Source organism: Mesorhizobium ciceri biovar biserrulae WSM1271, assembly GCF_000185905.1.
Lineage (GTDB): Bacteria > Pseudomonadota > Alphaproteobacteria > Rhizobiales > Rhizobiaceae > Mesorhizobium > Mesorhizobium ciceri.
Genome location: NC_014923.1, coordinates 5,607,107 through 5,631,954, shown reverse-complemented (window position 1 = coordinate 5,631,954; position 24,848 = coordinate 5,607,107). Strand labels below are relative to the sequence as shown.

Genomic DNA, 24,848 nt, shown 5'->3' with positions numbered 1-24,848 from the left:
TCAACGCCCCGCCATAGCCAGGGCCGCCTTGTCGTAGACGCCTCGCATGGCTGCCGCTTGCCTGGCCAGTGTAAACCGGCGGCTCCGCCGCATCGCTGCCTGGCCGAGCTCTCGCCTGAGTTCGGCATCGCTGGAAAGACGATTGAGGCCGGCAGCGAGGTCGTGCGGATTGCGCGCGTCAAAGAACATCGCGGCCCCGTCCCATAGTTCGCGATAGGTTGCGATGTCGGAAAGCACCAGGGGCGTCGCCGACATGGCAGCTTCTAGCGCGGCCAGACCGAATGGCTCATAGATCGACGGCGACACGAAAATGCCGGCGCGCGCCATCAAGGAGCGCACCTCGTGAGACGGCAGTGCTCCCAGGGGAACAGCATAGCTGAAGCTGGTACGCCCGCCGTTCGGACCGTGCATCGAACCGGCGGCAAAGACGGGCCATTGCGTCAGCGACGCGGCCTGGTCGATCACCGCCGCATTCTTCCCCTCGTCCCACCAGCGGGCAGCGGCGAAGACGAGCGGTTGGCGCTTTTCGGCCTTCGGCACCGGACTGGCACTATTTCCCACCACACTCAGACGCGCGATCGGGCCGTAGCAGGTCTCAAGCATGTCGGCGTGGCTGCGGCTCGGCACGATGACTGCGTCGGCCCGATTGAAGCCACGCCTGTTGCGCTCCTTCTGCCAGGCCCATGCGCCATCCACTGCCTGTTTCCTGACGGCATGGAACCATGTCGTCACGCAGGAATGGGAGACCGCCACGGCTGGGCACGGCGCATCGAATCCCGCCGCCTGCGTCGGCGCGTTGAAATGGACTAGGTCGATGGCGTGGTCGCGCATGGGCGCAAGCAATTCTCGCGGTAGCGCATCCAGGTCGCCGCCGTTGCGGGTCATCCAATCCGGCGGCGTGTTCAACCAGATCAGCGTGGTGAAAGCCTCTGCCTCCGCAGCCTGCTGCCTCGTCGGCTGGGGACCGAGCCCGGCAAGCACCACACTGTCGCCGCCGTTCACAAGTTCCCTTGCCAGATCAAGCGCATAGCGCCATACGCCGCCCACGGCATCGACGGTCATCAGGATGCGCCACGAGCGCGGCGTCAGTGTCCGCAACATGTCGCCTCCAGTTCCGCCAGCGGCCGGGGCCGCTTCTCCTGGATGTCACTGAATTTCTGGAAGGATGCGAGATAGTGGTCATGGGCGCGCTCCCAGGCAAGGTCGTCGGGTTCGCCCCAAAGCTCGCGATAGCTGGGCGAACTCGGATACGGATAAAGCGGAACAGGTTCATTGGCCCATACGCCGTGGTCGATCAGGTGGGTTCGCCAGTGCTCGACCAGGGCGGGATCATCCTCGACCACGCCGATCAGATTGGCTTGAACGAATGGAACGTGACGTCTAGCATCGACGAGCAGCGCGGCAAGTTCCTCGGTGCCCAGCCGGCAGCGCTTGGCCAGCATCGCCCGGCCTTCAACCGTCAGGCTTTCGAGCCCTGCTTCAATGGAGACGCAGCCTGCGGCGCCCAGCAATTCCAGCAGCTCGGGCTTCCACAGATCGATGCGGGTCTGTACGCCGAATTTCACATTGCGATCGACCAAGGCTTCCAGCAACGCTTTTTGCGGCAGGAAGATTTCGTCGATGAAGTAGATGTAGCCGACACCTTGGGCAATCAGCCGATCGATCTCCGCGACCACCGCTTCGTGGTTTCGACGGCGATAGGCATCACGGAAATCGATCTTGGCGCAGAAGCTGCAATTGTAGGGACAGCCGCGCGATGCCTCGACTTCCGCGCCGAACCCGACCTGATTGTCATCGAACCTGTGATGGTGGTGCGAATGGGCTGCGATCCAGTCCGCAGGCCATTCGAGGGGTGGATGATCGACAAACGAGCTGGCGTGGACGCCGCCGTTCGAAACCACCCTGGCATCCCGCAGATAAGCGGTTGAGGGCACTGCGCTCCAATCGTCGCGCCGGGCAAGTTGCTCGACGACTTCTTCGCATTCGCCGCGCACGACGATGTCGACGCCGAGCTTGCGCAAGGTTGGCGCCGGCGTGGCCGAGCCGTGCGGCCCGACGGCGACCGTGCGTCCACCGCGCCCGGCGAGAAGGTTGAGGAAATCGGCCGGCACGCGCAATTCCGGCGGTGCGCAGCGCCAAAACAGATAGGTCGGCGCGGTACTGACGACAGTCATTGCCGGGGCGAAATCGGCCACCCGCTCGCAAAGACCGGAATTGTCGAGCTTCTGCAACTGACCATCCAGCATCAGCACCTCATGTCCGGCGGCTTCGAGCAGGGCCTTCGAATAGCCGAGTTCCAGCGGCAGATGTGGTTGGCGGCAGCCGAAATAGATGCTGTCATCGTAGGTCCAGAATGGGTTTACCAGAGCGATTTTCATGCGACGTACCTCACGGCTTCGGGGTGAGGCTCGAGCCGGTGGCGCTGCAGCCAGTCGGCCAGGTCGCGGACGCCTTCGCGCCATGAAACCTGGGCCATCCAGCCAAGCGCGGTTTTGATCTTGCGGGTGTCGGCGACGAAGAAGGGCTGGTCGCCGGTGCGTTCGCCATCATGGCGGATTGAAAGCTCATGGCCGGTCAGGCCACGGATCTCGCTCAACAGCGTGCGCAGGCTGAGCGCATTTTCCGGGCCGCCGCCAAGATTGAATGCCTGGCCTTTGGTCGTCTCGATGCGGTCGAGTACGGCCCTGTAGGCGGCGACGGCATCGGAAACATGCAGGATATCGCGCACTTGCCTGCCGTCACCGTAAATGGTGATGGGGCGTCCCGTCAGCGCGCTGAGCAGGAAGTGCGCGACCCAGCCCTGGTCCTCGGTTCCGAACTGGCGCGGTCCATAGATGCAGCTCATCCGCAGCACCGCCGTCGGCATGCCGTAGGATTTGGCGTAGTCGAGCACATACTGGTCCGCCGCGCCCTTGGAGCAACCGTAGGGCGTGCAGAAGTCCAGGCCCCGAGCCTCATCGATGCCGTTCGCCTGGATGACGCTGTCGCAAGGCACATAGCGGTCGCCGTCCTCGCGGACCGCGACGTCGGGCAGGCTGCCATAGACCTTGTTGGTGCTGGCGAAGACAACAGGAATACGCTCACCGCTCAGTCGCGCCGCCTCCAGTACGTTGAATGTTCCGCGAAGGTTGATGTCGAAATCCTCGCGCGGCTGGACCAGGCTTGTGGTGACGGCGGTTTGCGCGGCCAGATGGAAAATTGCCTTTGAACCCGTCAGAGCCGGCGCCAAGGCGTTGGCGTCCCGCACGTCGATGGTCTCCACCGTGAGGCGACTGGCGTGTTTTTGTGCCAGCCATTCAAGGTTCTGCTGGACGCCCGGACGGCTGAGATTGTCGATCACCAGCACCGGTTCGCCATCCGACAACAGGCTGTCGGCGAGGTTCGATCCTATGAAGCCGCTGCCGCCGACGATGGCGACCGGCGCGTCGCGTCGATTGCGTGTGTTCATGACACCAGCCCGCGTTCTTCGAGCTCGCGTTTCATGTCGGCGCCGCGGTCGACGGCGGACGTGTTACGCACCCAGGAAACGAAATCGCCGAGCGAATTCTCCAGTTGCCGCACCGGCTCGAAACCGAGCAGCTCACGGGCCTTGGAAATATCGGCGAAGCAGTTGCGGATATCGCCGGAGCGCGCTTTGCCGAGCAGTTCGGGCGAGCGGTTCGGTGTCCCCATGGCCTCGGCCAGCAATCGTGCGACTTCGCTGATCGCGTAGGCTCGGCCGCTGCCGATGTTGATGACATGACCCTTTGCCTGGCGTTGCTGCAGTGCAAGGCGAAAGGCGCGGGCGACGTCATGCACATGGACGAAATCGCGCTTCTGTTCGCCATCCTCGAAGATCATTGGCCGTTGGCCGTTGGCGAGACGCGAAGCGAAGTTGGCCAGCACGCCGGTATAGGGGTTCGACAATGCCTGGCCGGCGCCGAAGACATTGAACAGGCGCAACGCGACAGCATCGATGCCATAGGCCTCGCCGAAGATCAGCACAGCGCGTTCTTGTGCGTATTTTGTCAGCGCATAGATTGAGGCGAGATCGACCGGCTTTTCTTCGTCCGTCGGCAGCGGCGAGAGGGGGGCTCCCTCTGGCGACAGCGGATTCCATTGCCCGCTTTTGATGTCGCTCGCCTTGCGCCGGGCATTGTCGATGCGCCGGCCGTCTGGCGTTGCATAGAGCCCTTCGCCATAGACGCTCATCGACGAGGCGACGACGATCCGTTCGACCGGGTGCTTGATCAGTGCTTCAAGTAGCGTTGCGGTGCCGAGATCATTGGCGCTGACATAGCGCGCGATCTCGTACATCGATTGTCCGACGCCGACTTCCGCCGCCAGATGAATGACCGCGTCAACACCTTCCAGCGCACTGGCGACCGCCTCCCGGTCTCGGACATCACCCTTGATCAGTTCGGTCCCGGCGGGAAGCGCAACGGCTTCGCCCGAATGCACCTGCTCCAGCAGCGCATCGAGGATGCGAACCGAATAATCCTGCTCGACGAGTTCCTGTGCGACATGCCGGCCGATGAAGCCGCAGCCTCCTGTAACCAATATGCGTTTCACGACGACTCCTCAGACAAGTAACCTCGGCGCCCCGAACTTTTCGGCAAAAGGTTTGTTCCCTTGCTTCAACAAAGTTCCTTTGGCGGACTTCGTTGGGCCGGCATCGCGATCACGGCGCGGTGCTGGAACATTGACGCCCTTGTGCTGTTAGGACGCCCGACAGCCCGCGTGTCCATGGGGCAACGCCGATCAAAGGAGATTTCAATGTCTCAGTCGCAAACGACCACCGACCACGACGAAATTCGCAAGTGGGCCGAGGAGCGGGACGGCCGGCCGGCAGTGGTGCGCACAAAAGGCGAGGGCGGCATCCTGCGGATCGACTTCGGTGAGCCTGAGGAAGCATTCGAGCCCATCGAATGGGACGAGTTCTTCCGGATATTCGACGAGAACGATCTGGCCTTTCTGTATCAGGCCAAGACCGGGGAGGGGAAAGCCAGCCGTTTCAACAAATTCGTCGAGCGCGATCAGAAGGACTGATGACACAAGCCAAGCGGCTGATCTGTACGGCCCAGTTTTCGAGATGTGGTCAACAATGACGGCCCCGCGGCTTACCACTTCAGCCTGAGAGGGAGGGTAAAACTAATGCATCAGGTTTGCGCCGCGGGTTTTCGCCATCTCTCGCATGATGCCGTTGAGCCAGTTTTCAGTGGATTGACCAAGCTGTCTGCGGTCGACATCCCGGATCGCTTGCTCGAGCGTCCTCTCGACGAGCCGATCCGATGCGTCGACGTCTCCCAGCAAAAGGCGAGCCGCAAGTCGCAGTTTAGGCAAAAGCGCGAAGACATCGTCGCACGGGTCCGGCATGGAACTCGCCCGCCCCGGTGCCTGCGGGGGAAAAAGTGCGTTGAACACCGCCTGGCTGCCCGAGGATTTCCGCAAATTGCTGGCGTAGCGGAGATGATCGGGAATGGCGATGTCGTCATCGCCACTGAAGAACACGAAGGGGATACCCCGGCGCATCAACTCATCGGCGATTGGAAACACACGTCGGCCATTGAGATTGACATCGAGGATTGCAGCTTCGGCCGTTTCGGTATGTTTGGATGCCTGTTCGACGGTTGCGGCGGGCCCGAGAATGATGGCGCCCATATTGCTGAAGAACCGCGCAAGATCTCCCGCCAGCGTCCATTCGTCTTCGACTATCAGAATATGCAGCCCCCGCAGGTCGCGCACATCGTCATCCTTTCTTGCAACGGAGGTTAGCATGCAGCGCATTCGCTTCCCGAATTCTGTCATCCAAGGCCGCCTGCAACCGCTTCGCAAGCATCAGCATGCGATCCGGGACGGGCCCCGCATCGGAATCTGCTAGCGATCCAGGCGCCCCTGACACCACTGGCGCTCGGAGTTTTATGTCAGCAGAGCGTTTCGTCATTGAACCACCATTGATATCGGGTTCAACGTCATCCCTGACGTCTTGTTCCATACGTCTTGCGCGCTATATGGTTGTGTCCTGTTCGATCCGGCCTTGAGGAGACTTCATGTCGGGTCGGCGAAAGGGGGACATGCCGTGACTGCCCGATCGACTAGATTTCCCATCGTTGGCATCGGCGCGTCCGCGGGTGGCATTCCCGCGATGGAAGGCTTGTTCAAAGGCGTTACCAGCCAGCCCGGCATGGCGTTCATCATCATCACGCATCTCAGCCCGAAGCGAGAAAGTCTGTTGCATGAAGTTGTCAGCCGCTACACCGAGATGCCTGTCGTTGTGGCCGAAGATGGCATAGCTGTTGTACCTGACCACGTCTACGTGATGCCACAAAACGTCACTCTGGCGATCGCCAACGGTGTGCTGCGCCTGCGGCGGCCCAACGGGCTTACCCAAGAGCGCAAACCCGTCGACATTTTCTTTAGTGCGCTCGCTGAAGACCAGGGCGAATATGCCGTGGGCGTCATTCTGTCGGGCGGTGATTCCGATGGAACGCTGGGCGCCAAGGCGATCAAGGAGCGGGGTGGCCTCACTGTCGCGCAAGCGCACGACGGCTACGGGCCGCGCAATCCCGACATGCCACAGAGCGCTATTGCCAGCGGGCTCGTCGACGTCGCTGTGCCCGCCGAGGAGATCGGGGCGAAGCTGGAGGCTTTCGCCCGCGGCTTCGACACGCTGAAAGGGCTGGCGGAAGAAGATGGCGACCATACGGCCGACATCGATAAGGTGCGAGAACAGATATACGCCATTCTGCGCAGCCACTCCGGCCACGACTTCTCGGGCTACAAGACCAAGACGTTCCTGCGCCGCGTGAAGCGACGCATGCAGATCGCCCAGGTCCATTCCATCAGCGCCTATATAGACTGGCTGAAGAAAGATGCTCGCGAGGTGATGAACCTTTTTCGCGATCTGCTGATCAATGTCACCAACTTCTTTCGCGACCCCGATGCCTTCGAGTTGCTCGAGCGAAAGATCATACCGCAGTTGTTCGAAGGCAAGACCGCCAGTGACACCGTCAGGGTCTGGGTTCCCGGATGCGCCACCGGCGAGGAGGTGTTCTCCATCGGCATCCTGCTGCGCGAACACATGGAGACGCTTACGGTCGTTCCGCGCGTCCAGATATTTGCCACCGACATAGACGAGCCTGCGCTGGCGGTGGCCCGGGCGGCACGCTATCCCGAAGCCTTGCTGCAAGGGCTTTCACCCGAACGCCGACAGCGGTTCTTCAACGGCGACGGAGAGAGCTATGTCATTAGCAACGAGATACGGGAACTGTGCATCTTCTCGCCGCACAGCGTCATTCGCGATCCGCCTTTCTCGCGCATGGATCTGGTCTCCTGCCGCAATCTGCTGATCTATTTCGGCCCGAGCATCCAGAGCCGTGTCATCCCTGTCTTTCACTATGCATTGAAACCCGGCGGTTACCTGTTCCTCGGCACCTCCGAAAGCGTTGGGCAGCACGACAATCTGTTTGCCACTGTCGACAAGAAACATCGTCTCTTCCAGGCGCGCGAGCATGCCTCGCCGCATATCAGGCTGCCCGCCTTGATCGGTGAGAGCCGTTCCGGCGTCTTTCCCTCTGAAAGCGCCGGCTTAAGGAAGGGAGCCGCCGGTTATCCGCTGCGCCAGGCTGTCGAGGCGCAGGTACTGGAGCGCTTCGCTCCGCCGCATGTCCTGGTCAACGCTGAGGGCGATGTCGTCTATTATTCGGCCAGGACCGGCAGATATCTCGAAGCGCCGCAAGGGATTCCCAGCCGGCAGTTGCTGACGATGGCTAGGCGTGGGCTGCGACTGGACCTCCGCGCCGCGTTGCGGGAAGCGACGACGACGCGCCGCACAGTGGTGCGGGAAAACCTCATCGTAGAGGAAGACGACGAACGGGTCCAGCCGATCAAGCTCACGATCGAACCGCTCACCGAACGTGGCAATGGCGAGCCGCTTTATCTCGTCCTGTTCGAACCGTCGGGGCCGACCCAGGCCCGCTCAGAGGAAGACGGCGGCGGCCGTGACAGTGACAGCACCGCCGATCTCGAGCGGGAGCTGCGCGACACCAGGGAGCGCCTGCAATCGACGATCGAGGAATACGAGACCGCGCTGGAGGAGGTCAAATCGTCGAACGAGGAACTCGTCTCCGTCAATGAGGAGGCGCAGTCCACCAATGAGGAACTCGAAGCCTCGAAGGAGGAGATGCAGTCGCTCAACGAGGAGCTCAACACGATCAACGCCGAGTTGACGGCCAAGATAGAGGAGCTCGACCACGTCAACGGCGATCTGCGCAACCTGTTCGAAAGCACCGACATCGCGACCATTTTCCTCGACCGCAGCCTTGTGGTCCGTACCTTCACGCCGGCGGCGTCATCCTTCTTCAGCCTGCGTCCCTCCGATGTCGGCCGGCCGCTGACGGATCTGTCTAGCCAGCTCGACTACCCCGAGTTGAAGCAGCACATCGACAAGGTCTTCGAGACAGGCGAGATCCTGAATCACCATCTGGCACGCGATGCCAGGGGCCTGTTCCACATGGTCCGCATCAATCCCTATCGCGACAAGGGCAACAGGATCCAGGGCGTGGTGGTGACACTTGTCGATGTCACCACTCTGGCACAGGCGGAAGAGCATCAGCAGGTGCTCATCTCGGAACTCAACCATAGGGTCAAGAACATGCTTGCGGTGATCGCCAGCATTGCAAGCCGCACGCGGGAAAGTTCTGATACGAAGGAGGAGTTCGCGGATGCGCTGATCGGCCGCCTGCATGCCATGTCGCGGGCCTACGGCCTGCTGACCCGGGAGAGATGGAAGGAAGCCTCGGTCAGGGAAATGCTCCAGCAGGAGCTCGAACCATTCGGCATCGATCGGATCGAACTCGATGGCAAGGATGTCAAACTAGGTCCGCAACAGGGGCTCTCCCTGAGTATGGCCATCCATGAACTGGCCACCAACGCGGCCAAGTATGGCGCTTTGTCAAAAACCGACGGCAAGGTCAGTGTGCAATGGTCGATCGACGATGACAGTTTCACATTTGGCTGGCGAGAAAAGGACGGCCCTCCTGTCAAGGCGCCGTTGGACAATGGCTTTGGGCTGACCTTGTTGCAGGGTGAAATTGATTACAGGCTGGGCGGCCATGTCGAGACCGCGTTCCACAAAGACGGCCTCAGCGTCCAGATTGCGTTTCCGGCAAACCACAAGGAGGCGCCGTGAGCGACAGGCCGCGCGTTCTGGTGGTCGAGGACGAATGGCTGATCGCCGAAGACGTCGCGTCTCGCCTGCGTGCGGCGGGTTATCCCGTGATCGGCCCGGTCTCGTCGGTCGCCGCGGCTCGTCAACTTATCGATGCAGGCAAAGTCGACGTGGCGCTGCTCGACATTCAATTGAACGGTGAAACGAGTCTGCCCGTAGCCGAAACATTGCTGGCTCGCGGCGTCCCCTTCGCCTTCATGACCGGATTTGGGCCGCGTGATGTTCCCCAACCCTTCCGAAGCTGCAAATTCGTGCCAAAGCCGGCAGGCGACGCTGCCCTTCTCAACACCCTGGCCGACCTGGCATTGCTTCGTCCCGACACGCACTCGTCGTGATTTCAGGCAGTGCTGGCCTCGATCGATCCGGTGACTCCGGCCCGCCCGATTTAGGGTTCATTCGACTGTGAACACCTCAGGGACCGCGAAGTGGAACAACTCAAGTCCGTGCGAGTTCGGTAGCCGTGCAGCGTCATCGCTCCCCTCGTTTGATGCTGGACGATCGGGTCCCCCTCAGCCTGACCCGCTCGCGCTTTCTGTTGGAAAGCGCGAGCCTTTAATGATCTCGACGATCATGTTTTTGGACCGGGGTGGGAACAACGTACCGGTTCGGCAGTTCGGCGTGCAGGAGGAACAAAATGCAATTCGCCGAAGAAATCGCGCTCAGGCGCGTAAAAATGCTGGTCGAACAATATGTTGTCGCCAGGAGCAGGAGATATGATTTCGTCTCGACGGAACTTGCCTGCAAAGCCATCCGCCAGGTCGTACGAAGTCCGATTGAAGATGCCGAACTGGACCATCTGCTGGCCAGAAGCGCCGTCAAGCAAGGGCTTTCGGTGCGGTTCGACCGAATAGGTCATTGGCAGGCGGCTTCGCCCGAACTCCAGGAGAAGTCAGCATGAGAGCAGTGCTATTGATGTCGGCGGCATTGCTCGCCTTGGCGGGGTGCAACGATAATGCCGATCCAGCCAAGTCCAAGACGGATACTACGAACAGCCAACCGGTCGACAAGAATCCCACGACCGACACCAACCCGACACCGCAGACCAGCACCGGCGGCGAGCAGCAAGGTACGCAGCCAACCCAGCCGGCATCTCCAAAGCCAAGTGGCGGCTAGGCCAAGTGGCGGCTACGGTCGCTTCTGTGCCCAACGGCGGGGTCGCCGGACACGTCTCTCCGGCCGGAACCGAGGCCTCCGGCCTCAGCAAACAATTCTTACGGGAACGGACTTGACGGCCGGAACGTGGGCCTCCTTGGCGCGATGCCATAGGGGCACCAGGGGATTGAGTTCCGGATAATAGCCGGCGCAGTTGCCTTGCCGCACGGAATAGGGTGTCACGCGAAGGCCGCGCACACGCCGCTCCACACCGTCATCGGCATGCGTTTCGAGATCGATCTGTTGCCCCGCGGTCAGTCCGAACCGCTGGATGTCGGCCTCATTCATCAGCAACACCATGCGTGTACCGTGGATGCCGCGCAACCTGTCATCATAACCGTAGACGGTCGTGTTGAACTGGTCGTTGGATCGCACTGTGATCAGCGTCAGCACCTTTTGGCCCGAGACATCGATATCGGGATCTGTCTCCAGCGTGGTGGGCGGCTTGAAATTGGCCTTCTTGTTCGGCGTCTCCCAAATTCGCTTCGATGCCTTGATGTCACGATGGAAGCCTCCGGGTGTCAGGAACCGCTTGTTGAACTGGCGGAAATGCTGTGGAAAGCAGCGCTCGATCTCATCACGGATGCGAGAATAGTCGGCAATCCACTTGTCCCACGGGATCGAACTCATGTCTGGCACGGTGGCCTTGGCCAACTCCGCGACGATCTTCGGTTCCGAAAGCAGGTTTGGCGAAACCGGCGGGCGCGATCCAAAGGACCCATGGATGCAGGCGGTCGAATCCTCCATGGAAACGGTCTGATCGCCGCTTGCCTGGCGATCTCTTTCCAACCGGGACAGACAGGGCAACAGATAGGTCACTGCCCCCGGCAGGAGATGACTTCGGTTGAGCTTGGTCGCGATTTCGACATGCAGGCCAAGTCTGCGCCAGGCTTTCTCAACGAGGCCGGTTTCGGGCACGGCGCGGACGAAATTACCACCCAGGCCGATAAAGCCTTTCACCGAGCCGGCGATGACGCCTTCGCAAGTCTCGACCGTATCGAGACCCTTCTCGCGCGGGGGCTCGAATGCATAGAACTCGGCGAATTTGTCGAGCGGAACGAGTTCAGGTTTTTCGGATATGCCGACGGTGCGCTGGCCCTGGACGTTGGAATGACCTCGCAGGGGCGAAATGCCGGCGCCGGGTTTTCCCATATTGCCGCGCATCAGCAGCAGATTGCACAACATCTGCACGTTTTCGGTGCCATGCCTGTGCTGTGTCAGACCCATGCCATAGTTGCCGATCACCGCATTGGACCGGCTGTAGACTTCGGCGACATGCTCCAGATCCGGTCGCGCAATGCCCGACCGGGCGACGATGTCATCCCACGCGGCAGCGCGCAGATAGGCCTCGAATTCGGCGAAACCATGCGTATGTTCCGCGATAAACCCGATATCGAGGATACGCGAGCTTCCCTGCTCGCGGGCCGCATCGTCGAGCGCGAGCACAGCCTTGGCGATGCCGGTCATGGCGGCGATATCGCCGCCGCCGCGGACCTGGAAGAAGTCGCTGGACATTTTCGTGCCGGGCCCCGGCGACAGCATGTCAACGGGATTCTGCGGGTTCTTGAAGCGCTTGAGCCCTCGCTCCGGCAAGGGGTTGAAGGTGAACACCGGCACATTGCGTTCACGGGCCTCCTGCAGCGGGTGCAACAGCCGCGGCGCCGTCACCCCGGTGTTGTGGCCGAAGAAGAACATCATGTCGCATTGCGAAAAGTCTTCGAGTTGTACGGTTCCAACCGGCGAGCCGATTGATCTGGGAAGCCCGACCGAGGTCGATTCGTGACACATGTTGGAAGAATCGGGCAGGTTCGACGAACCGTAGATGCGCGCGAACAGCTGATACATGAAGGAAGCCTCCAAAGAGGCCCGGCCGGACGTATAGAAAACCACCGATTTCGGATCGAGGCGCCGAAGTTCCATGCCGATCTCGGCGAAGGCTTCATTCCAGGACACCGGCTCGTAGCGGTCGGTGACGGCATTGTAGCGCAACGGATCGGTCAGCCGGCCCTGCTTTTCCAGCTCGCAATCCGGCCAATCGAGCAGTTCGGTGACGGAATGTCGTGCAAAGAAATCGGGGCCGCAGCGCAGCTTCGTCTGATCCCACAGCGTGGCCTTGGCGCCATTTTCGCAAAACTCGAAAGGCCGCGGCTCTGCCGGCTTGGCCCATGAGCATGAAACGCACATATAGCCGTCTGCCTTGTTCTGCTTGAGCAGAGTGCTCCATATCCCAGACATCAGAAGGCCTTCGCCATAGGCTTTACGGATCAAGGAAGACAGGGATCCCCACCCGCCCGTCGGGTGGTCGTATTTCTTGATTTCGACATGATCGGTAACGGCAGGTTTCATGGCAGAACCTCGCAAGTGCGACTACCAAACCTCGCCGCTCGTTGATTGTTCCCCGCTGCCGGGATGGGAACGTCGCTGGTTCAATCCAATCCCGCCAATCCCGGATCGCCCCACCGCTGGAGGCCAGGCCGGCAAGCGCCAGACCCGGTCCTCACTGAGGGCGCTTGCCTGTGGAACTATTTCCGTCATGGGCTGTTCGGCGATGGAAGGAGCCGCAAATGGAGCGACGCAACGCAATAATCTCGCTGGTGATAGCGGCGGTCATCATTGTCGGTTTCGTCGTCGGCTTCTTCTACGTTGACATGGGATGGCAGACCTCGCCGCTGAAACGCGCGCCGGAGCAGAACCAGGGCGGCAATGCCCCGGCGGATACCGCCCCGGCTGCCGGCGTCCAGAAAAATCCCAGGGAAAACACGGAAATGCCGGGGCAACAGTGATCGATGGCTGGCAGCAACAGGGGAGGGTGACCTGGCAGTAACGCTGTCGAACTGAGATCAACACAGCACCGATCTGGAGTGCGGATGATGGGCATCCTTTCCGACCTCGACAAGAAGCTGACGGACAATATGTACGAGCATGGCAGCGAACTCACCGATGCGGTTTCGGATCTGCCGGAAGCAGTTGTGGAAGCGGTCGAGCGGCTGATGTTTTTCATCCAGCCCGACGCGCGCGACACAGTCAGAAGTCAGGTTCTCGGCCTCATTCACGAATACGGAATCCAAGACGCTTCGAGCGGGGATCGCCCCGATTGACGTTCAGCACCCCACTAGCAACCGAAACCCGATTGAGACCGCCTCGTGCTCCGGATCGGGAGCCGCGGTTGTTGACGGACTCGTCGAGCGCTCTAGATCAGATTCACGCCGGCCGCGGTTTGTTGGGTCGGGGAGACTATTCTGTGGCGCACCAAACGCCTGATTTGATCGTTAGCCGCCGCTATCTCAGGCTCGATTGCCTGTGCCTGCTTTTGCTGATGCTCTCGGCATGCTCATCTTCCGATCAGATCGAGCAGCAATCACGAACCGTGGCGTCCGCATCGCAGACCGTGTTGATGGCGCTGGACGCCTGGGCGGCAGGGGCGGCGCCGACCGCATACACGGTGGACACGCTGCAATCGATCGGCAAGACGCTTGCAGATACGGGAGCGCAAATCCGGTCCGCCGAAACCAGTGAACCCACCGAGCAAGCTTCTCTGACAAAAGCAGTCAATGATTTGTCGGTCGCGGTGACGCGTGCCGAGGCCGGACTGCAGGCAGATGACCGGCTGAAGGTCCAAGACGCGCAACAGGATTTACGGCTGGCGTCGCGTGCGCTCGCTACCGCCTACGCCAAATATTTCGCGCCGAAGCCATGAAAAAGCTCCTCGAAATATCCCTCGGCGTCGTCACCAGCGTCGGCGGCTTTCTCGAAGTTGGGTCCATGGCGACGGCGGCGCAGGCAGGCGCGATGTTTGGCTTCCAGTTGATCTGGGCGGTGGTGCTTGGCACCGTCTGCATCATCTTCCTTGTCGAAATGTCCGGCCGGTTCGCGGCCGTGAGCCATCACACGATCTCCGACGGCATCCGCGAAAGGTTCGGTTTCAACGTCTTTCTATGGCCGTTGCTTGCCGCCTTGCTGGTCAATTTCCTGGTGCTGTCCGCCGAGATCGGCGGCGTTGCCATTGCGCTCGAACTTGCCACGGGCATAGGCTTCCAGTGGTGGGCACTGCCGGTGGCTTTGCTGGCGTGGCTGCTGCTCTGGAAAGGCACGTTCGGCGTCATCGAGAAGGGCGTGTCGTTTCTCGGTCTGGTGACGCTGTGTTTCGTCGTCGGAGCGGTGATGCTGAGACCTGATTGGACGGCAGTCGCAAGGGGCGCCGTGCCTTCGCTGCCGGTCCACGATGCCGCCAATTACTGGTTCATGGCGGTCAGCATTCTGGGCGCCTCGATATCGCCCTACCTGTTCATGTTCTATTCCTCGGGGGCCATCGAGGACCGGTGGGACAAAAGCTATCTCGGCGCCAATCGGGCGATAGCGGGGTTGGGCATGACCTTCGGGGGCACCATCTCGATCGGCGTGTTGATCGTGGCCGCTCTCGTGCTCGCCACGCATGGCGTCACCCAGGTGGACGACTATCACCAATTGCCGTTGATGCTGATCCCCATATTCGGCTTCTGGGGCTTCGTGCTGTTTGTTGCTTCTCTCGCCATCGCCTGCTTCGGCGCCGCACTCGAGGTCGGGTTGCAACAGGCCTATCTTGTGGCCCAAGGGTTCGGCTGGAATTGGGGCGAGGATCGCAAGCCGCGCGACGATCCGGGTTTCAGCGCCACCTACACGATATCATTGCTGTTGGCGGCTATTCCCATCGCGCTTGGTCTTGACCCGCTGAGGCTCACCATCTTTTCCATGGCGCTGACGGCTGCCAGCCTTCCGCTGACCGTCGTTCCGTTCCTGTTTCTGCTGAACGACAAACGTTATGTCGGCGAGCATCGCAACGGCATTTTGTCAAATGCCGCCGTCATCTTCATCATCGCGCTTGGCTTCGTACTGGCGGTGGTGACCATCCCGCTGCAGATATTCGGAGGCACATGATGAAGTTGCTGCGTGATCTCCTGGACAAGCAGGTGGTCGACCGCGAGCAGGTCAAGGTCGGTAAGGTCGACGGTTTGGTGGCGCAGTTGCGGCCTGGCAAGCCGCCTCGGATCATTGCCATCGAACTCGGCTCCATCACCCTGGCGCGTCGCCTCGGCGCACGGCCCGGGCGCTGGATGGCGCGGCTCGCGGTCAAGCTGGGTGGCACGCAGCATGGCGAACCTCATCGGATCGCCTGGCGCAAGGTGAAAGATATCGGCATCGATATCGAGTTCGACATCGATGTGCGAGAAACGTCGATCTTCGCCTGGCAGGACTGGTTGCGCGACCATATTATCGGGCGCATTCCGGGAGCTTGATGATGATCACGGTCAATCTCGAGCATCTGGCGGGGCGGCGCGTACTCTCGCAGCGCGGCAAGAATGTCGGTTATATCGAGGAGATCCGCGCCGAACGGGATGGTGACGATTTCGTCGTCACCGAATTCCACGTCGGGGTCTACGCTGCTTTCGAGCGTCTTTCGGCTTCGGCCATAGGCGTGGCGGTGCTGGATCTTTTCCGATTGCGCCGCCGCGACGGTCTATACCGCATTCCTTGGGACAAGCTCGACATCTCCGATCCCGCGCGACCGCGGCTGCTGTGCCCAATGACCGAACTCTCAGGCATGAAGGACGCGCCGGACCTCCAGGAATAGGTCGTGGGTGCTGCATCGTCGGGATTATTCTCATCGCAGCATGCTTGCCGCCAGGAAGACCACGGCTGCTGTCAAAACGACAGCTGCAATCACCAACACCGGCCAGTTGCCGCCAGGCCGCAGTTCCGGCTCGCCTTCGACCGGACGCATGGCATTGGCAAAGCTGGCATCGTTTTCGAATTTTGGACGAGTGCGCAGCGGACTTGTCTTAGCGACCGGATTTTGTGTGTCCGCGGCCTCTGCGTCTGTCTCAAGCGGGGCAATGGCGGGATCGAACCCCGGCGTCTTGTCGTGCGTTGCTCCTGCCTGAACTTCGCCTCTGGCCGCGGCAGGCGTGAGACCTGAAACCTTAGCCATAATCTCTCCCCTTCGAACCAATCTCGGCAGTATCGCACTTGCAGGCGCCAGCGGAACCAAGCTTGCATGCACTGAGGCGACCCGCCACGGTCAGACTTGCTCGCTCAGCAGAATCCTGGCGTCCTTGGCCGCAACGATGAACGCCTGTCGTGCCGCCCTTGTCGGCTTTTCGCCTCGCATGACGGCAAGGCACGCTCTGATCGCGGCAAGACGCCGCTCGGATGTCGGCTTTGGCCAGTCCCGCAGCAGCACTTCGGCTGCGTCCGACACCGAAACCACAACCCTGTCGCGGTCTATCCGGCCAGGTTGAATGACAATCGGCTTTCTGAAATGTCCAGTACGCACATGCCTCTCCAGCGGGATGCACTCTATTCGACACGCGACTGCAAGACTGCGCGTCGCGACGCGCTTTAACTCCGCAACCGTCGATTTGTTCCAGAGCACCTGGCGTTTGAAACAACTAGCCGATGGCCATCCGTGCGCGCCCGTCCCAAGACTTACAACAGGTCCTTGCGAAGGAAGATGCGTGCGTGCCCTGGAATTCCGAATTCGACTTTGCCGAATTCCTCGAACCCATGCTGCATGTAGAATAGCGGCGCCTGGAAACTGCTTGTCTCGACCACGGCTTTTTTGCAGCCACGCTGGTTCATGGTGCCGGCGTTCCTGTCGCCTGTCACTTCTCCACATTTTCCGTCGATGTGGCAGATCTCACGCGAGATAATTCGGCAGCCTCATGCGTGGATCGTGGTGCTGCCGGGCCTGCAGGCATGTCGTCTGGGTATCGGAACAAAGCGCATCTTGGCCTGTTAGGGCGACGCATCCCAGGCAAGGACAAAGCCGATGAAAACACGACAATTTTTCGCATCGCTCGCCGCTGCTTCCATTCTTCTCGCCGTGCCTGCTTTTGCTGCCGACAGCGCCCAGGCCTTCGTCGACAAGGCTGCCATCGGCGGCAAGTTCGAAGTCGACTCGAGCCAGATTGCCTTGGGCAAGGTTCAGGACCAGAGCATCAAGGACTTCGCCCAGATGATGATCCGCGATCACGGCGCGGCCAATGCCAAGCTGGCAACCGTGGCCGGCGAACAAAAATTGAAAGTGCCGTCGGCGCTTGATGCCCAGCACCAGGGCGATCTCGACAAGCTCAAGAATGCGCAGGCACCGATCGATCCAGCCTATGTCGACATGCAGCGCAAGGCGCATGCCGACGCCGTCAAGCTGTTTGAAACCTATGCCAGCGGCGGCGACAACGCCGGGCTCAAGACATTCGCCCAGCAAACGGTCGATACGCTGAAGACGCACCAGCAGATGATCGAAAAGATCGCAGCCGGGCAGGACGCTATCACGGGAGCGACAACACCGGCGGTGAAGACCGACAATACCCCCAATGCTGCCGCTCTCGTTCCCGGCGCAAACAGCTTCACCGAAGCCCAGGCCAAGAGCCGCATCGAGGGTGCAGGCTATACCAACGTGTCGAAGCTTACCAAGGACGACCAGGGCATCTGGCGGGGCCATGCCACCAAGGCAGGCGAAAGCCTCGCCGTCGGCCTGGACTATCAGGGCAACGTCGTTGCCGCCAGCAAGTGAGCACGGATCAGGAGAAATCAATGAAAACGGTAACTGGACTGTTCGACAACTATGACGACGCGGCCGACGCGGTCCGCGAACTTGAAGCCACGGGCGTCCCGCATGCGAACATCAGCATCGTCGCCAACAACTCGGATGACTGGTACGAGGGCGACCGTTCGGAGGCTGCCGAGGATGCCGGGGCTGGCGCGGGGATTGGAGCCGTGATCGGCGGTGCCGGCGGATTGCTGACAGGGCTGGGGGTCATGGCCATCCCGGGCGTCGGACCTGTGGTCGCGGCGGGTTGGCTCGCCGCCACCGCGACAGGTGTCGTTGCCGGGGCGGTGGCAGGCGGTGCGGTCGGAGGCATTGTCGGCGGTCTGACGGAGTCCGGCGTGCCCGAGAACGATGCCCACGTGTATGCGGAGGGCGTACGCCGCGGCGGCACGTTGGTCACGGCCAGGGTGGACGATGAACTCATTGCAAATGCCGAGGAAATTCTGGGGCAATCCAGATCGGTCGATCTTGCCGAACGCCGCAGGGCTTACGAGGCTGGCGGCTGGACCGGCTTCGATGCCAATGCCGGCGAATATATCCCTGACGAGACCGATCGCGACAGCGCTCGGACGATCAATCGGCCTTGAACGAGGAGGTGTGGTCGCACGTACCGAACGACGAGCTTTCACGAAGTGCTACGGAGCGTGTGGGACAGATGTTCGAGTTGCCCGGCTTCAAGATCTCCGTGATCAAGGGCATGAAGCTTCCCGGCTGTCCGGCGCGTTAAGTGACCGTTCAAGCGAACTGGCTGGCTGTCGGGTTGGCGTGCTGCACGAAAAGTACTCAGCGATCAAGGTGCGGTGTTGGTATGGTGGTGCGCTGGCGGGCTCTGGTCACGCTGAGCCGCACGTCTGCCGCCTGGCTCATATCGGGCGTGCGCCTGTTCGATCTCACAACTCGATTCTAGTGACTGTGGCTCCCCTTATGTTCGACTATTAACTGTTCGGCCAAGTTGGGCGTTGACGCTTCCTCTCTATAAGAGTTAATAATCTCCTAATATAAGAGGCATCTAAAGTTCGTGGTCGAAAGCCACGAGTTTGACGATGTAGGTTGGGTAGGGAACGTAGCGTGACGACCAGTCGTCACGTCCAGCAGCATCGGGTCAATATCCGTCCGTGAATGGCCAGCTTGAGGCGGCTGTTCCAAGCGCGGCGGTGTGCCTGGATGAGGGCGAAAATTCATGCCTGCCTGGATTCGCGCGGTTTTTCTTCGGCTGGAAGCAGCCGGTCGTTCAGTACTGTCGATAAAACAGATGAGGCGTCTGTTCTTAAAAGGGGGGTTGAAAAATGGCTACTCAGGTCACCGGTGCCGGCGGCACCACGACGTCTTTCTCCAACACGCCGCAGGCGAAGGATGACCTGTTCAATCTCACCGAGGATACGGTCGTCCTCGCGTCAGGTTCGCAAACCATCATAGTTCTCGATGTGATGGCGAACGATCTGGGTGGAAACGCAAAGTCCCTTTTTTCGGTGGACGACGGGATTTCCGCGTCGACGGCCACGAAGCAATACGCGCCGATCGACCTGACGAACCAGGACGTCCAGTCAACAGGCATTTCAAACTGGGAAAGCATCGGCGACGGCGTTTTGATTCGCATCAACAACGGCAAGGTCGAAATGGACCTCAGCGGGTATCTGGCGGCGCATGGTTTCGCGAACCTGCAAGCCATGGGTGCGGGCGACCAGATCAACGAGACTTTCACCTATGCGATCAAGCTTGGTGGCGGAACGCTGAGCTGGGCCAGCGTGTCGGTCAACATTCAGGGAACCAATGACGGCGCAATCATAACCGCCGTCCCCGGCGCAGACCTGGCTGTGGTGGAGGCCGGCGGTGTTGCCAATGGCACGCTGAATGATCCCAACGCCAGTGGACAGCTGATCATCACCGACCCCGATGTCGGCCAGAATCATTTCCAGACTCCAACTTCCTCAAGCCTGCAGGGCACTTACGGCGCCTTCACCTTCGATACGACAACTGGTGTGTGGGCCTATACGCTCAATCAGGCACTTGCGGATCCATTGACGCAGGGCCAGCATGTCACCGACACTCTGACGGTAAAATCGGCGGATGGAAGCGCCAGCTACAATATCGTTGTCAATATTACCGGTACCAACGACGCCGCCGTTCTGTCGGCCGATGTGCGCGACCTGACCGAAGCCGATACCGCAGCGGCGATCTCGACCTCGGGTACGCTGACCATCTCCGACGTCGACAGCGATCCCCACTTCGTGCCCCAGGTGGCTGCCGCAGGCAGCTACGGCACCTTCGACCTCGATGCCAACGGCAACTGGACCTACACGGCATCCTCGGCCCATGACGAGTTCGCCGCCGGCACCACCTACACCGACACCTTCAATGCCGTCAGCGCCGACGGCACCGCCACAACGGTGACCATCCACATCCTGGGCACCAATGACGCAGCCGTGATCACCGGCGTCAGCACCGCCGCGCTGACCGAGACCAATGCGGCGCAGAGCACCGGCGGCACCCTGGTCGCCACCGATCCCGACAGCTCGAACGCCTTTGTCGTGCAGACCAACGCGGCCGGCAGCAATGGCTTCGGCACCTTCTCGATCGACGCGGCGGGGTCTGGACCTACACCATGAACAACGCCCACGACGAGTTCGTCGGCGGCACCGACTACACCGACAGCATCACGGTTGCGACCGCCGACGGCACGAGCCAGCTCATCACCGTCACCATCCACGGCACCGACGACGCCACCGTGATCACCGGCACCAGCACCGCCGCGCTGACCGAGACCAATGCCGCGCAGAGCACCGGCGGCACCCTGGTCGCCACCGATCCCGACAGCTCGAACGCCTTTGTCGTGCAGACCAACGCGGCCGGCAGCAACGGCTTCGGCACCTTCTCGATCGACGCGGGCGGGGTCTGGACCTACACCATGAACAACGCCCACGACGAGTTCGTCGGCGGCACCGACTACACCGACAGCATCACGGTTGCGACCGCCGATGGCACGAGCCAGCTCATCACCGTCACCATCCACGGCACCGACGACGCCACCGTGATCACCGGCGTCAGCACCGCCGCGCTGACCGAGACCAATGCGGCGCAGAGCACCGGCGGCACCCTGGTCGCCACCGATCCCGACAGCTCGAACGCCTTTGTCGTGCAGACCAACGCGGCCGGCAGCAATGGCTTCGGCACCTTCTCGATCGACGCGGGCGGGGTCTGGACCTACACCATGAACAACGCCCACGACGAGTTCGTCGGCGGCACCGACTACACCGACAGCATCACGGTTGCGACCGCCGACGGCACGAGCCAGCTCATCACCGTCACCCTCCACGGCACCGACGACGCCACCGTGATCACCGGCACCAGCACCGCCGAGCTGACCGAGACCAATGCGGCGCAGAGCACCGGCGGCACCCTGGTCGCCACCGATCCCGACAGCTCGAACGCCTTTGTCGTGCAGACCAACGCGGCCGGCAGCAATGGCTTCGGCACCTTCTCGATCGACGCGGGCGGGGTCTGGACCTACACCATGAACAACGCCCACGACGAGTTCGTCGGCGGCACCGACTACACCGACAGCATCACGGTTGCGACCGCCGATGGCACGAGCCAGCTCATCACCGTCACCATCCACGGCACCGACGACGCCACCGTGATCACCGGCACCAGCACCGCCGCGCTGACCGAGACCAATGCCGCGCAGAGCACCGGCGGCACCCTGGTCGCCACCGATCCCGACAGCTCGAACGCCTTTGTCGTGCAGACCAACGCGGCCGGCAGCAATGGCTTCGGCACCTTCTCGATCGACGCGGGCGGGGTCTGGACCTACACCATGAACAACGCCCACGACGAGTTCGTCGGCGGCACCGACTACACCGACAGCATCACGGTTGCGACCGCCGATGGCACGAGCCAGCTCATCACCGTCACCATCCACGGCACCGACGACGCTCCGATCGCTGCCAACGACACCAGCGCCAATCTCGGTGCTGTCGCCGCAACCGAGAAGAGCGGCACGCTGAACGGATCCGGCGGCAACAATGGCTCCGGCAACGTGCTGACCAATGACACCGATGTCGACAGCGCCAGCCTGACCGTGAGTGCGATCCGCACCGGTGGCGCCGAAGGGGCCGGCACGGGCGGTTCGCTGGGTGTCGGCCTGGTTGGCGCGCACGGCACACTCACCATCGCCGCCAACGGCAGCTACACCTACGTGGTCAACGAGAACGACTTGACGGTGCAGGCGCTCAACACCGGCGGCTCGACCACCGATACGTTCAACTACACGGTCAGCGATGGCAGCCTGACCGACACGGCAGTACTCACCGTTACCATCAATGGTGCAAATGACGCGCCTGTCGGTGCAAATGACACCAGCGCCAGCGCGGGTGCGATTGCCGCAACTGAGAAGAGCGGCACGCTAAACGGATCCGGCGGCAACAATGGTTCCGGCAACGTGCTGACCAACGACAGCGATGTCGACAGCGCCAGCCTGACGGTGAGCGCCATCCGCACCGGTGGCGTGGAAGGGGCTGGCTCGGTCGGCTCTGTGGGCGTCGGCCTGGTCGGCGCGCACGGCACGCTGACGCTTAACAGCAACGGCAGCTACACCTACGTGGTCAACGAGAACGATGCCACGGTGCAGGCGCTCAATACAGGCGGTTCGACAACCGACACCTTCAACTACACAGTCAGCGACGGCAGCCTAACCGACACTGCTGTGCTCACTGTCACCATCAACGGTGCCAACGATGCCGCGGCGATTTCAGGCACCAAGACCGGAACGGTGGTCGAGGCTGCCGCAAGCAATGGGTCGGGTACACCAACCGCCACCGGCACATTGACTGACACGGATGTCGACAACACGCCCAACACGTTCATAGCCTCCTCAGGGACAACGGGGCACGGCAGTTATACGATGACAGCAGCCGGCGTATGGACCTACACGCTCAACAACGCGGACCTGACAGTAAATGCCCTCAATACAGGTCAGAGTCTGCCGGATGTGTTCACCGTAACGACGGTGGACGGCACGCAACAAGTAGTCAACATTACCATCCAAGGAACTAGTGACGCCCAGCTTATCAGCTCTGTAGTAAATTCGAGGCAGGGCGATGCAAATACGCCGACCATTGTCACTATACAGTTTAGTGCGACTGGTGTTACGCAAACATTTGCGAACGTTAGTGATCCTTCAAGCGTCGTAACGCTGAGCAATCCGTCTAAAGGGACGCTATCGCTGGTTGCGAATTCAGGTGTGTTTGACGCGGCACATGGTACGTATAGTTTTCAAGTCGATAAAGTCGGCGGGAACAACGGCAGCAGCTTCGACGTTTCGATTGCCGCAGGGGCGTTCAAAGACGCAAGCGGAAACACGAATTCGATCGCAACGGGCATCGGCCTCAAACCCGCAGGCACTTCCGGCGAGCCCATCAACCTCGCTCTCACCGATCCCTCGCATGAAGGTGCGCTCATCACCGTCACGGTGAAGGACGTACCTTCGGGCTGGACCATCGACGGCGCGACGCATAACGCCGATGGAAGCTGGACGACACAGACCAACGACCTGCACGGGCTGACCGTCACCACACCGGTCAGTTTCACCGGGGCAGCCGTGCTCGACGTTCAGATGACCTGGACCAATGCCGACGGCACCTTGGGCAGCGCGTCGATCGCCGACAATGTCGAGGCCTACGCTCCGGGTTCGCCGATCTTCGCCTGGTCCGGCGACGACGTGCTGACCGGCTCCAGCGGCAACGATCTCTTCGTCTTCTCGCAGCCGATCGGTGCCGATACGGTGCATAATTTCGACGCCGCGGCCGACCAGATCGACCTTATCGGCTACAACGGACTGGCGGACTTTGCCGACCTGCAGACCCATATCGCCGACGATGCCCACGGCAACGCGGTGATCACGCTGGGCGATGGGCAGTCGATCACGCTGGATGGCGTGCACTCGGGCGCGCTGACGGCAGGCAATTTCGTCTTCGACCAGACGCCGGTGGTCAACAATGCCGGCACCATGACGATCGGCGACGGCGCCTTGCTGCCGCTGAGCGGCATGATCAACAATAGCGGCCTCATCTCGCTGGACTCGACCGGCGGTGAAACGCTGCTGCAAATCATCCAGCATGGCGTGACCCTGCAGGGCGGCGGGCAGATACTGTTGTCCGACAGCGCCGCCAACGTGATCTCCGGCACGGGGCCGGACGTCACTCTGGTCAATGTCGACAACACGATATCGGGCGCCGGCCAGTTGGGCGGCGGGATGCTGAGCCTCGACAACCAGGGCACCATTATCGCCTCCGGCGCGAATGCGCTGGTCATCGATACGGGGGGCAGCGTCGTCACCAACTCCGGAACATTGGAGGCGACCGGTTCAGGTGGACTGACGATCACCGGCGGGCTGGCGAATTCCGGCATGCTGTTGGCCAATGGCGGCGACATCGTCATCCATGGCCAGGTCACCGGCGACGGCGATGCCACGATCGGCAACCTGTCGAAGCTTGAGTTCGGCAGCGCCTCGTCGACGGATGTCACCTTCGCGCACGATGCGGCCGGCACGCTGCAGCTCGACGATTCCTTCGATTTCAGCGGGCGGATCGGCGGCATCACCAATGACGACAGGCTGGAGCTAGAGGACATCCTGTTCGGTGCGGGAACGACGGCCGTCTACCAGGCAAACCAGGATGGCAGCGGCGGAACGCTGACCGTTTCGGACGGGACCCACGGCACCGCGCTGCATCTGGTCGGCAGCTACGATGCAAACGGCTTCAAGCTCGCCGATGACGGCCAAGGCCATACCGCCGTTTCGTACAATCCGGCGGAATTCACGCTGACGGGCGTTGGCAATGGAGCAATTTCAAGCGACTTCGTGGTGTGAACCAAAAGGCCGCCGCCAGCGGCGGCCCACCTGGCCTG

24 protein-coding genes are annotated in these 24,848 nt (G+C 61.3%); 15 read left to right on the top strand and 9 right to left on the bottom strand.

Features of this window, described 5'->3' with window-relative positions; genetic code table 11:
• Genes MESCI_RS27265 through MESCI_RS27250 form a run of 4 tightly spaced genes read right to left on the bottom strand, consistent with a single transcriptional unit; the run spans position 1 to position 4,551 of the window.
• Complete coding sequence (locus MESCI_RS27265; protein ID WP_013533195.1) at positions 1-1,101, bottom strand: glycosyltransferase family 4 protein; 1,101 nt, start codon at positions 1,099-1,101, stop codon at positions 1-3.
• Positions 1,086-2,378, bottom strand: coding sequence for a TIGR04295 family B12-binding domain-containing radical SAM protein (locus tag MESCI_RS27260; RefSeq protein ID WP_013533194.1), 1,293 nt, complete (start codon positions 2,376-2,378; stop codon positions 1,086-1,088). The genes MESCI_RS27265 and MESCI_RS27260 overlap by 16 nt, the downstream gene beginning before the upstream one ends.
• The gene (locus MESCI_RS27255) at positions 2,375-3,448 is read right to left on the bottom strand and encodes an NAD-dependent epimerase/dehydratase family protein (protein ID WP_013533193.1); all 1,074 of its coding nucleotides are present in this window, start codon (positions 3,446-3,448) and stop codon (positions 2,375-2,377) included. Before MESCI_RS27255 ends, MESCI_RS27260 begins: the two co-directional genes overlap by 4 nt.
• Positions 3,445-4,551, bottom strand: coding sequence for an NAD-dependent epimerase/dehydratase family protein (locus tag MESCI_RS27250; RefSeq protein WP_013533192.1), 1,107 nt, complete (start codon positions 4,549-4,551; stop codon positions 3,445-3,447). Before MESCI_RS27250 ends, MESCI_RS27255 begins: the two co-directional genes overlap by 4 nt.
• 204 nt (positions 4,552-4,755) lie before the next feature.
• Between MESCI_RS27250 and MESCI_RS27245 the strand changes: the two genes are divergently transcribed.
• A complete protein-coding gene (locus MESCI_RS27245) occupies positions 4,756-5,028 on the top strand; it encodes a hypothetical protein (RefSeq protein WP_013533191.1) in 273 nt (90 codons plus the stop codon).
• A gap of 102 nt (positions 5,029-5,130) precedes the next feature.
• On the opposite strand, the gene MESCI_RS27240 is transcribed toward MESCI_RS27245, so the two are convergent.
• Complete coding sequence (locus MESCI_RS27240) at positions 5,131-5,787, bottom strand: response regulator (RefSeq protein ID WP_013533190.1); 657 nt, start codon at positions 5,785-5,787, stop codon at positions 5,131-5,133.
• Positions 5,788-6,058: 271 nt separating this feature from the next.
• On the opposite strand from MESCI_RS27240, the gene MESCI_RS27235 reads away from it, so the two are divergent.
• The 4 genes from MESCI_RS27235 to MESCI_RS27220 all read left to right on the top strand — a co-directional run bounded on the left by MESCI_RS27235 (position 6,059) and on the right by MESCI_RS27220 (position 10,321).
• Entirely contained in the window at positions 6,059-9,169 is a 3,111-nt protein-coding gene (locus MESCI_RS27235; protein ID WP_013533189.1) for a CheR family methyltransferase, read from the top strand.
• A complete protein-coding gene (locus tag MESCI_RS27230; protein ID WP_013533188.1) occupies positions 9,166-9,543 on the top strand; it encodes a response regulator in 378 nt (125 codons plus the stop codon). The genes MESCI_RS27235 and MESCI_RS27230 overlap by 4 nt, the downstream gene beginning before the upstream one ends.
• Positions 9,544-9,842: 299 nt before the next feature.
• On the top strand, positions 9,843-10,106 hold the full coding sequence (locus MESCI_RS27225) for a hypothetical protein (RefSeq protein ID WP_013533187.1): 264 nt from the start codon (positions 9,843-9,845) through the stop codon (positions 10,104-10,106).
• A complete protein-coding gene (locus tag MESCI_RS27220; protein ID WP_013533186.1) occupies positions 10,103-10,321 on the top strand; it encodes a hypothetical protein in 219 nt (72 codons plus the stop codon). Before MESCI_RS27225 ends, MESCI_RS27220 begins: the two co-directional genes overlap by 4 nt.
• Positions 10,322-10,405: 84 nt before the next feature.
• Here MESCI_RS27220 and MESCI_RS27215 read toward each other — a convergent pair whose 3' ends face one another.
• The gene (locus MESCI_RS27215) at positions 10,406-12,706 is read right to left on the bottom strand and encodes an FdhF/YdeP family oxidoreductase (protein WP_013533185.1); all 2,301 of its coding nucleotides are present in this window, start codon (positions 12,704-12,706) and stop codon (positions 10,406-10,408) included.
• 218 nt (positions 12,707-12,924) lie between these two features.
• Between MESCI_RS27215 and MESCI_RS27210 the strand changes: the two genes are divergently transcribed.
• The 6 genes from MESCI_RS27210 (at position 12,925) to MESCI_RS27185 (ending at position 15,968) form a co-directional block, all read left to right on the top strand.
• Positions 12,925-13,143: a hypothetical protein gene (locus MESCI_RS27210; protein WP_013533184.1), complete on the top strand. Its 219-nt coding sequence runs from the start codon at positions 12,925-12,927 to the stop codon at positions 13,141-13,143.
• 84 nt (positions 13,144-13,227) lie between these two features.
• Positions 13,228-13,458 carry a hypothetical protein gene (locus MESCI_RS27205; RefSeq protein ID WP_013533183.1) on the top strand — a complete coding sequence of 77 codons (231 nt, stop codon included), beginning with the start codon at positions 13,228-13,230 and terminating at the stop codon, positions 13,456-13,458.
• Between the two features lie 143 nt (positions 13,459-13,601).
• On the top strand, positions 13,602-14,057 hold the full coding sequence (locus tag MESCI_RS27200) for a hypothetical protein (protein ID WP_013533182.1): 456 nt from the start codon (positions 13,602-13,604) through the stop codon (positions 14,055-14,057).
• Positions 14,054-15,274, top strand: a complete 1,221-nt coding sequence (locus MESCI_RS27195; RefSeq protein WP_013533181.1) for an Nramp family divalent metal transporter — start codon at positions 14,054-14,056, stop codon at positions 15,272-15,274. Before MESCI_RS27200 ends, MESCI_RS27195 begins: the two co-directional genes overlap by 4 nt.
• Positions 15,274-15,633, top strand: coding sequence for a hypothetical protein (locus tag MESCI_RS27190; RefSeq protein WP_013533180.1), 360 nt, complete (start codon positions 15,274-15,276; stop codon positions 15,631-15,633). Before MESCI_RS27195 ends, MESCI_RS27190 begins: the two co-directional genes overlap by 1 nt.
• Positions 15,633-15,968 (top strand): hypothetical protein, encoded by a 336-nt coding sequence (locus tag MESCI_RS27185; RefSeq protein WP_244506918.1) that lies wholly within the window; start codon positions 15,633-15,635, stop codon positions 15,966-15,968. The genes MESCI_RS27190 and MESCI_RS27185 overlap by 1 nt, the downstream gene beginning before the upstream one ends.
• Positions 15,969-15,998: 30 nt before the next feature.
• On the opposite strand, the gene MESCI_RS27180 is transcribed toward MESCI_RS27185, so the two are convergent.
• The 3 genes from MESCI_RS27180 to MESCI_RS27170 form a co-directional block, all read right to left on the bottom strand.
• The gene (locus MESCI_RS27180; RefSeq protein ID WP_420845283.1) at positions 15,999-16,385 is read right to left on the bottom strand and encodes a hypothetical protein; all 387 of its coding nucleotides are present in this window, start codon (positions 16,383-16,385) and stop codon (positions 15,999-16,001) included.
• 30 nt (positions 16,386-16,415) lie between these two features.
• Positions 16,416-16,670 carry a DUF982 domain-containing protein gene (locus MESCI_RS27175; RefSeq protein WP_013533177.1) on the bottom strand — a complete coding sequence of 85 codons (255 nt, stop codon included), beginning with the start codon at positions 16,668-16,670 and terminating at the stop codon, positions 16,416-16,418.
• Positions 16,671-16,822: 152 nt separating this feature from the next.
• Positions 16,823-17,002, bottom strand: coding sequence for a hypothetical protein (locus MESCI_RS27170; protein WP_024502377.1), 180 nt, complete (start codon positions 17,000-17,002; stop codon positions 16,823-16,825).
• 163 nt (positions 17,003-17,165) lie between these two features.
• Here MESCI_RS27170 and MESCI_RS27165 point away from each other — a divergent pair, with 163 nt between their 5' ends.
• From MESCI_RS27165 to MESCI_RS27150, 4 genes are all read left to right on the top strand, one after another.
• Positions 17,166-17,909 (top strand): DUF4142 domain-containing protein, encoded by a 744-nt coding sequence (locus MESCI_RS27165; RefSeq protein ID WP_013533176.1) that lies wholly within the window; start codon positions 17,166-17,168, stop codon positions 17,907-17,909.
• A 20-nt stretch (positions 17,910-17,929) separates the two neighbouring features.
• Positions 17,930-18,532 carry a general stress protein gene (locus tag MESCI_RS27160; RefSeq protein ID WP_013533175.1) on the top strand — a complete coding sequence of 201 codons (603 nt, stop codon included), beginning with the start codon at positions 17,930-17,932 and terminating at the stop codon, positions 18,530-18,532.
• Between the two features lie 840 nt (positions 18,533-19,372).
• A complete protein-coding gene (locus MESCI_RS27155) occupies positions 19,373-20,551 on the top strand; it encodes a VCBS domain-containing protein (protein ID WP_164919968.1) in 1,179 nt (392 codons plus the stop codon).
• Positions 20,548-24,810: a beta strand repeat-containing protein gene (locus tag MESCI_RS27150; protein ID WP_013533173.1), complete on the top strand. Its 4,263-nt coding sequence runs from the start codon at positions 20,548-20,550 to the stop codon at positions 24,808-24,810. The genes MESCI_RS27155 and MESCI_RS27150 overlap by 4 nt, the downstream gene beginning before the upstream one ends.
• The last annotated feature ends 38 nt before the right edge of the window (positions 24,811-24,848 follow it).

Bases quoted from the DNA above. Each gene is read 5' to 3' on its own strand.
- MESCI_RS27220 (WP_013533186.1), top strand. From the start codon at position 10,103: ATGAGAGCAGTGCTATTGATGTCGGCGGCATTGCTCGCCTTGGCGGGG.
- MESCI_RS27210 (WP_013533184.1), top strand. From the start codon at position 12,925: ATGGAGCGACGCAACGCAATAATCTCGCTGGTGATAGCGGCGGTCATC.
- MESCI_RS27215 (WP_013533185.1), bottom strand. From the start codon at position 12,706: ATGAAACCTGCCGTTACCGATCATGTCGAAATCAAGAAATACGACCAC.
- MESCI_RS27205 (WP_013533183.1), top strand. From the start codon at position 13,228: ATGATGGGCATCCTTTCCGACCTCGACAAGAAGCTGACGGACAATATG.
- MESCI_RS27245 (WP_013533191.1), top strand. From the start codon at position 4,756: ATGTCTCAGTCGCAAACGACCACCGACCACGACGAAATTCGCAAGTGG.
- MESCI_RS27240 (WP_013533190.1), bottom strand. From the start codon at position 5,787: ATGACAGAATTCGGGAAGCGAATGCGCTGCATGCTAACCTCCGTTGCA.
- MESCI_RS27155 (WP_164919968.1), top strand. From the start codon at position 19,373: ATGGCGAACGATCTGGGTGGAAACGCAAAGTCCCTTTTTTCGGTGGAC.
- MESCI_RS27225 (WP_013533187.1), top strand. From the start codon at position 9,843: ATGCAATTCGCCGAAGAAATCGCGCTCAGGCGCGTAAAAATGCTGGTC.
- MESCI_RS27260 (WP_013533194.1), bottom strand. From the start codon at position 2,378: ATGAAAATCGCTCTGGTAAACCCATTCTGGACCTACGATGACAGCATC.
- MESCI_RS27190 (WP_013533180.1), top strand. From the start codon at position 15,274: ATGAAGTTGCTGCGTGATCTCCTGGACAAGCAGGTGGTCGACCGCGAG.
- MESCI_RS27185 (WP_244506918.1), top strand. From the start codon at position 15,633: ATGATGATCACGGTCAATCTCGAGCATCTGGCGGGGCGGCGCGTACTC.
- MESCI_RS27265 (WP_013533195.1), bottom strand. From the start codon at position 1,101: ATGTTGCGGACACTGACGCCGCGCTCGTGGCGCATCCTGATGACCGTC.
- MESCI_RS27160 (WP_013533175.1), top strand. From the start codon at position 17,930: ATGAAAACGGTAACTGGACTGTTCGACAACTATGACGACGCGGCCGAC.
- MESCI_RS27150 (WP_013533173.1), top strand. From the start codon at position 20,548: ATGAACAACGCCCACGACGAGTTCGTCGGCGGCACCGACTACACCGAC.
- MESCI_RS27195 (WP_013533181.1), top strand. From the start codon at position 14,054: ATGAAAAAGCTCCTCGAAATATCCCTCGGCGTCGTCACCAGCGTCGGC.
- MESCI_RS27255 (WP_013533193.1), bottom strand. From the start codon at position 3,448: ATGAACACACGCAATCGACGCGACGCGCCGGTCGCCATCGTCGGCGGC.
- MESCI_RS27165 (WP_013533176.1), top strand. From the start codon at position 17,166: ATGAAAACACGACAATTTTTCGCATCGCTCGCCGCTGCTTCCATTCTT.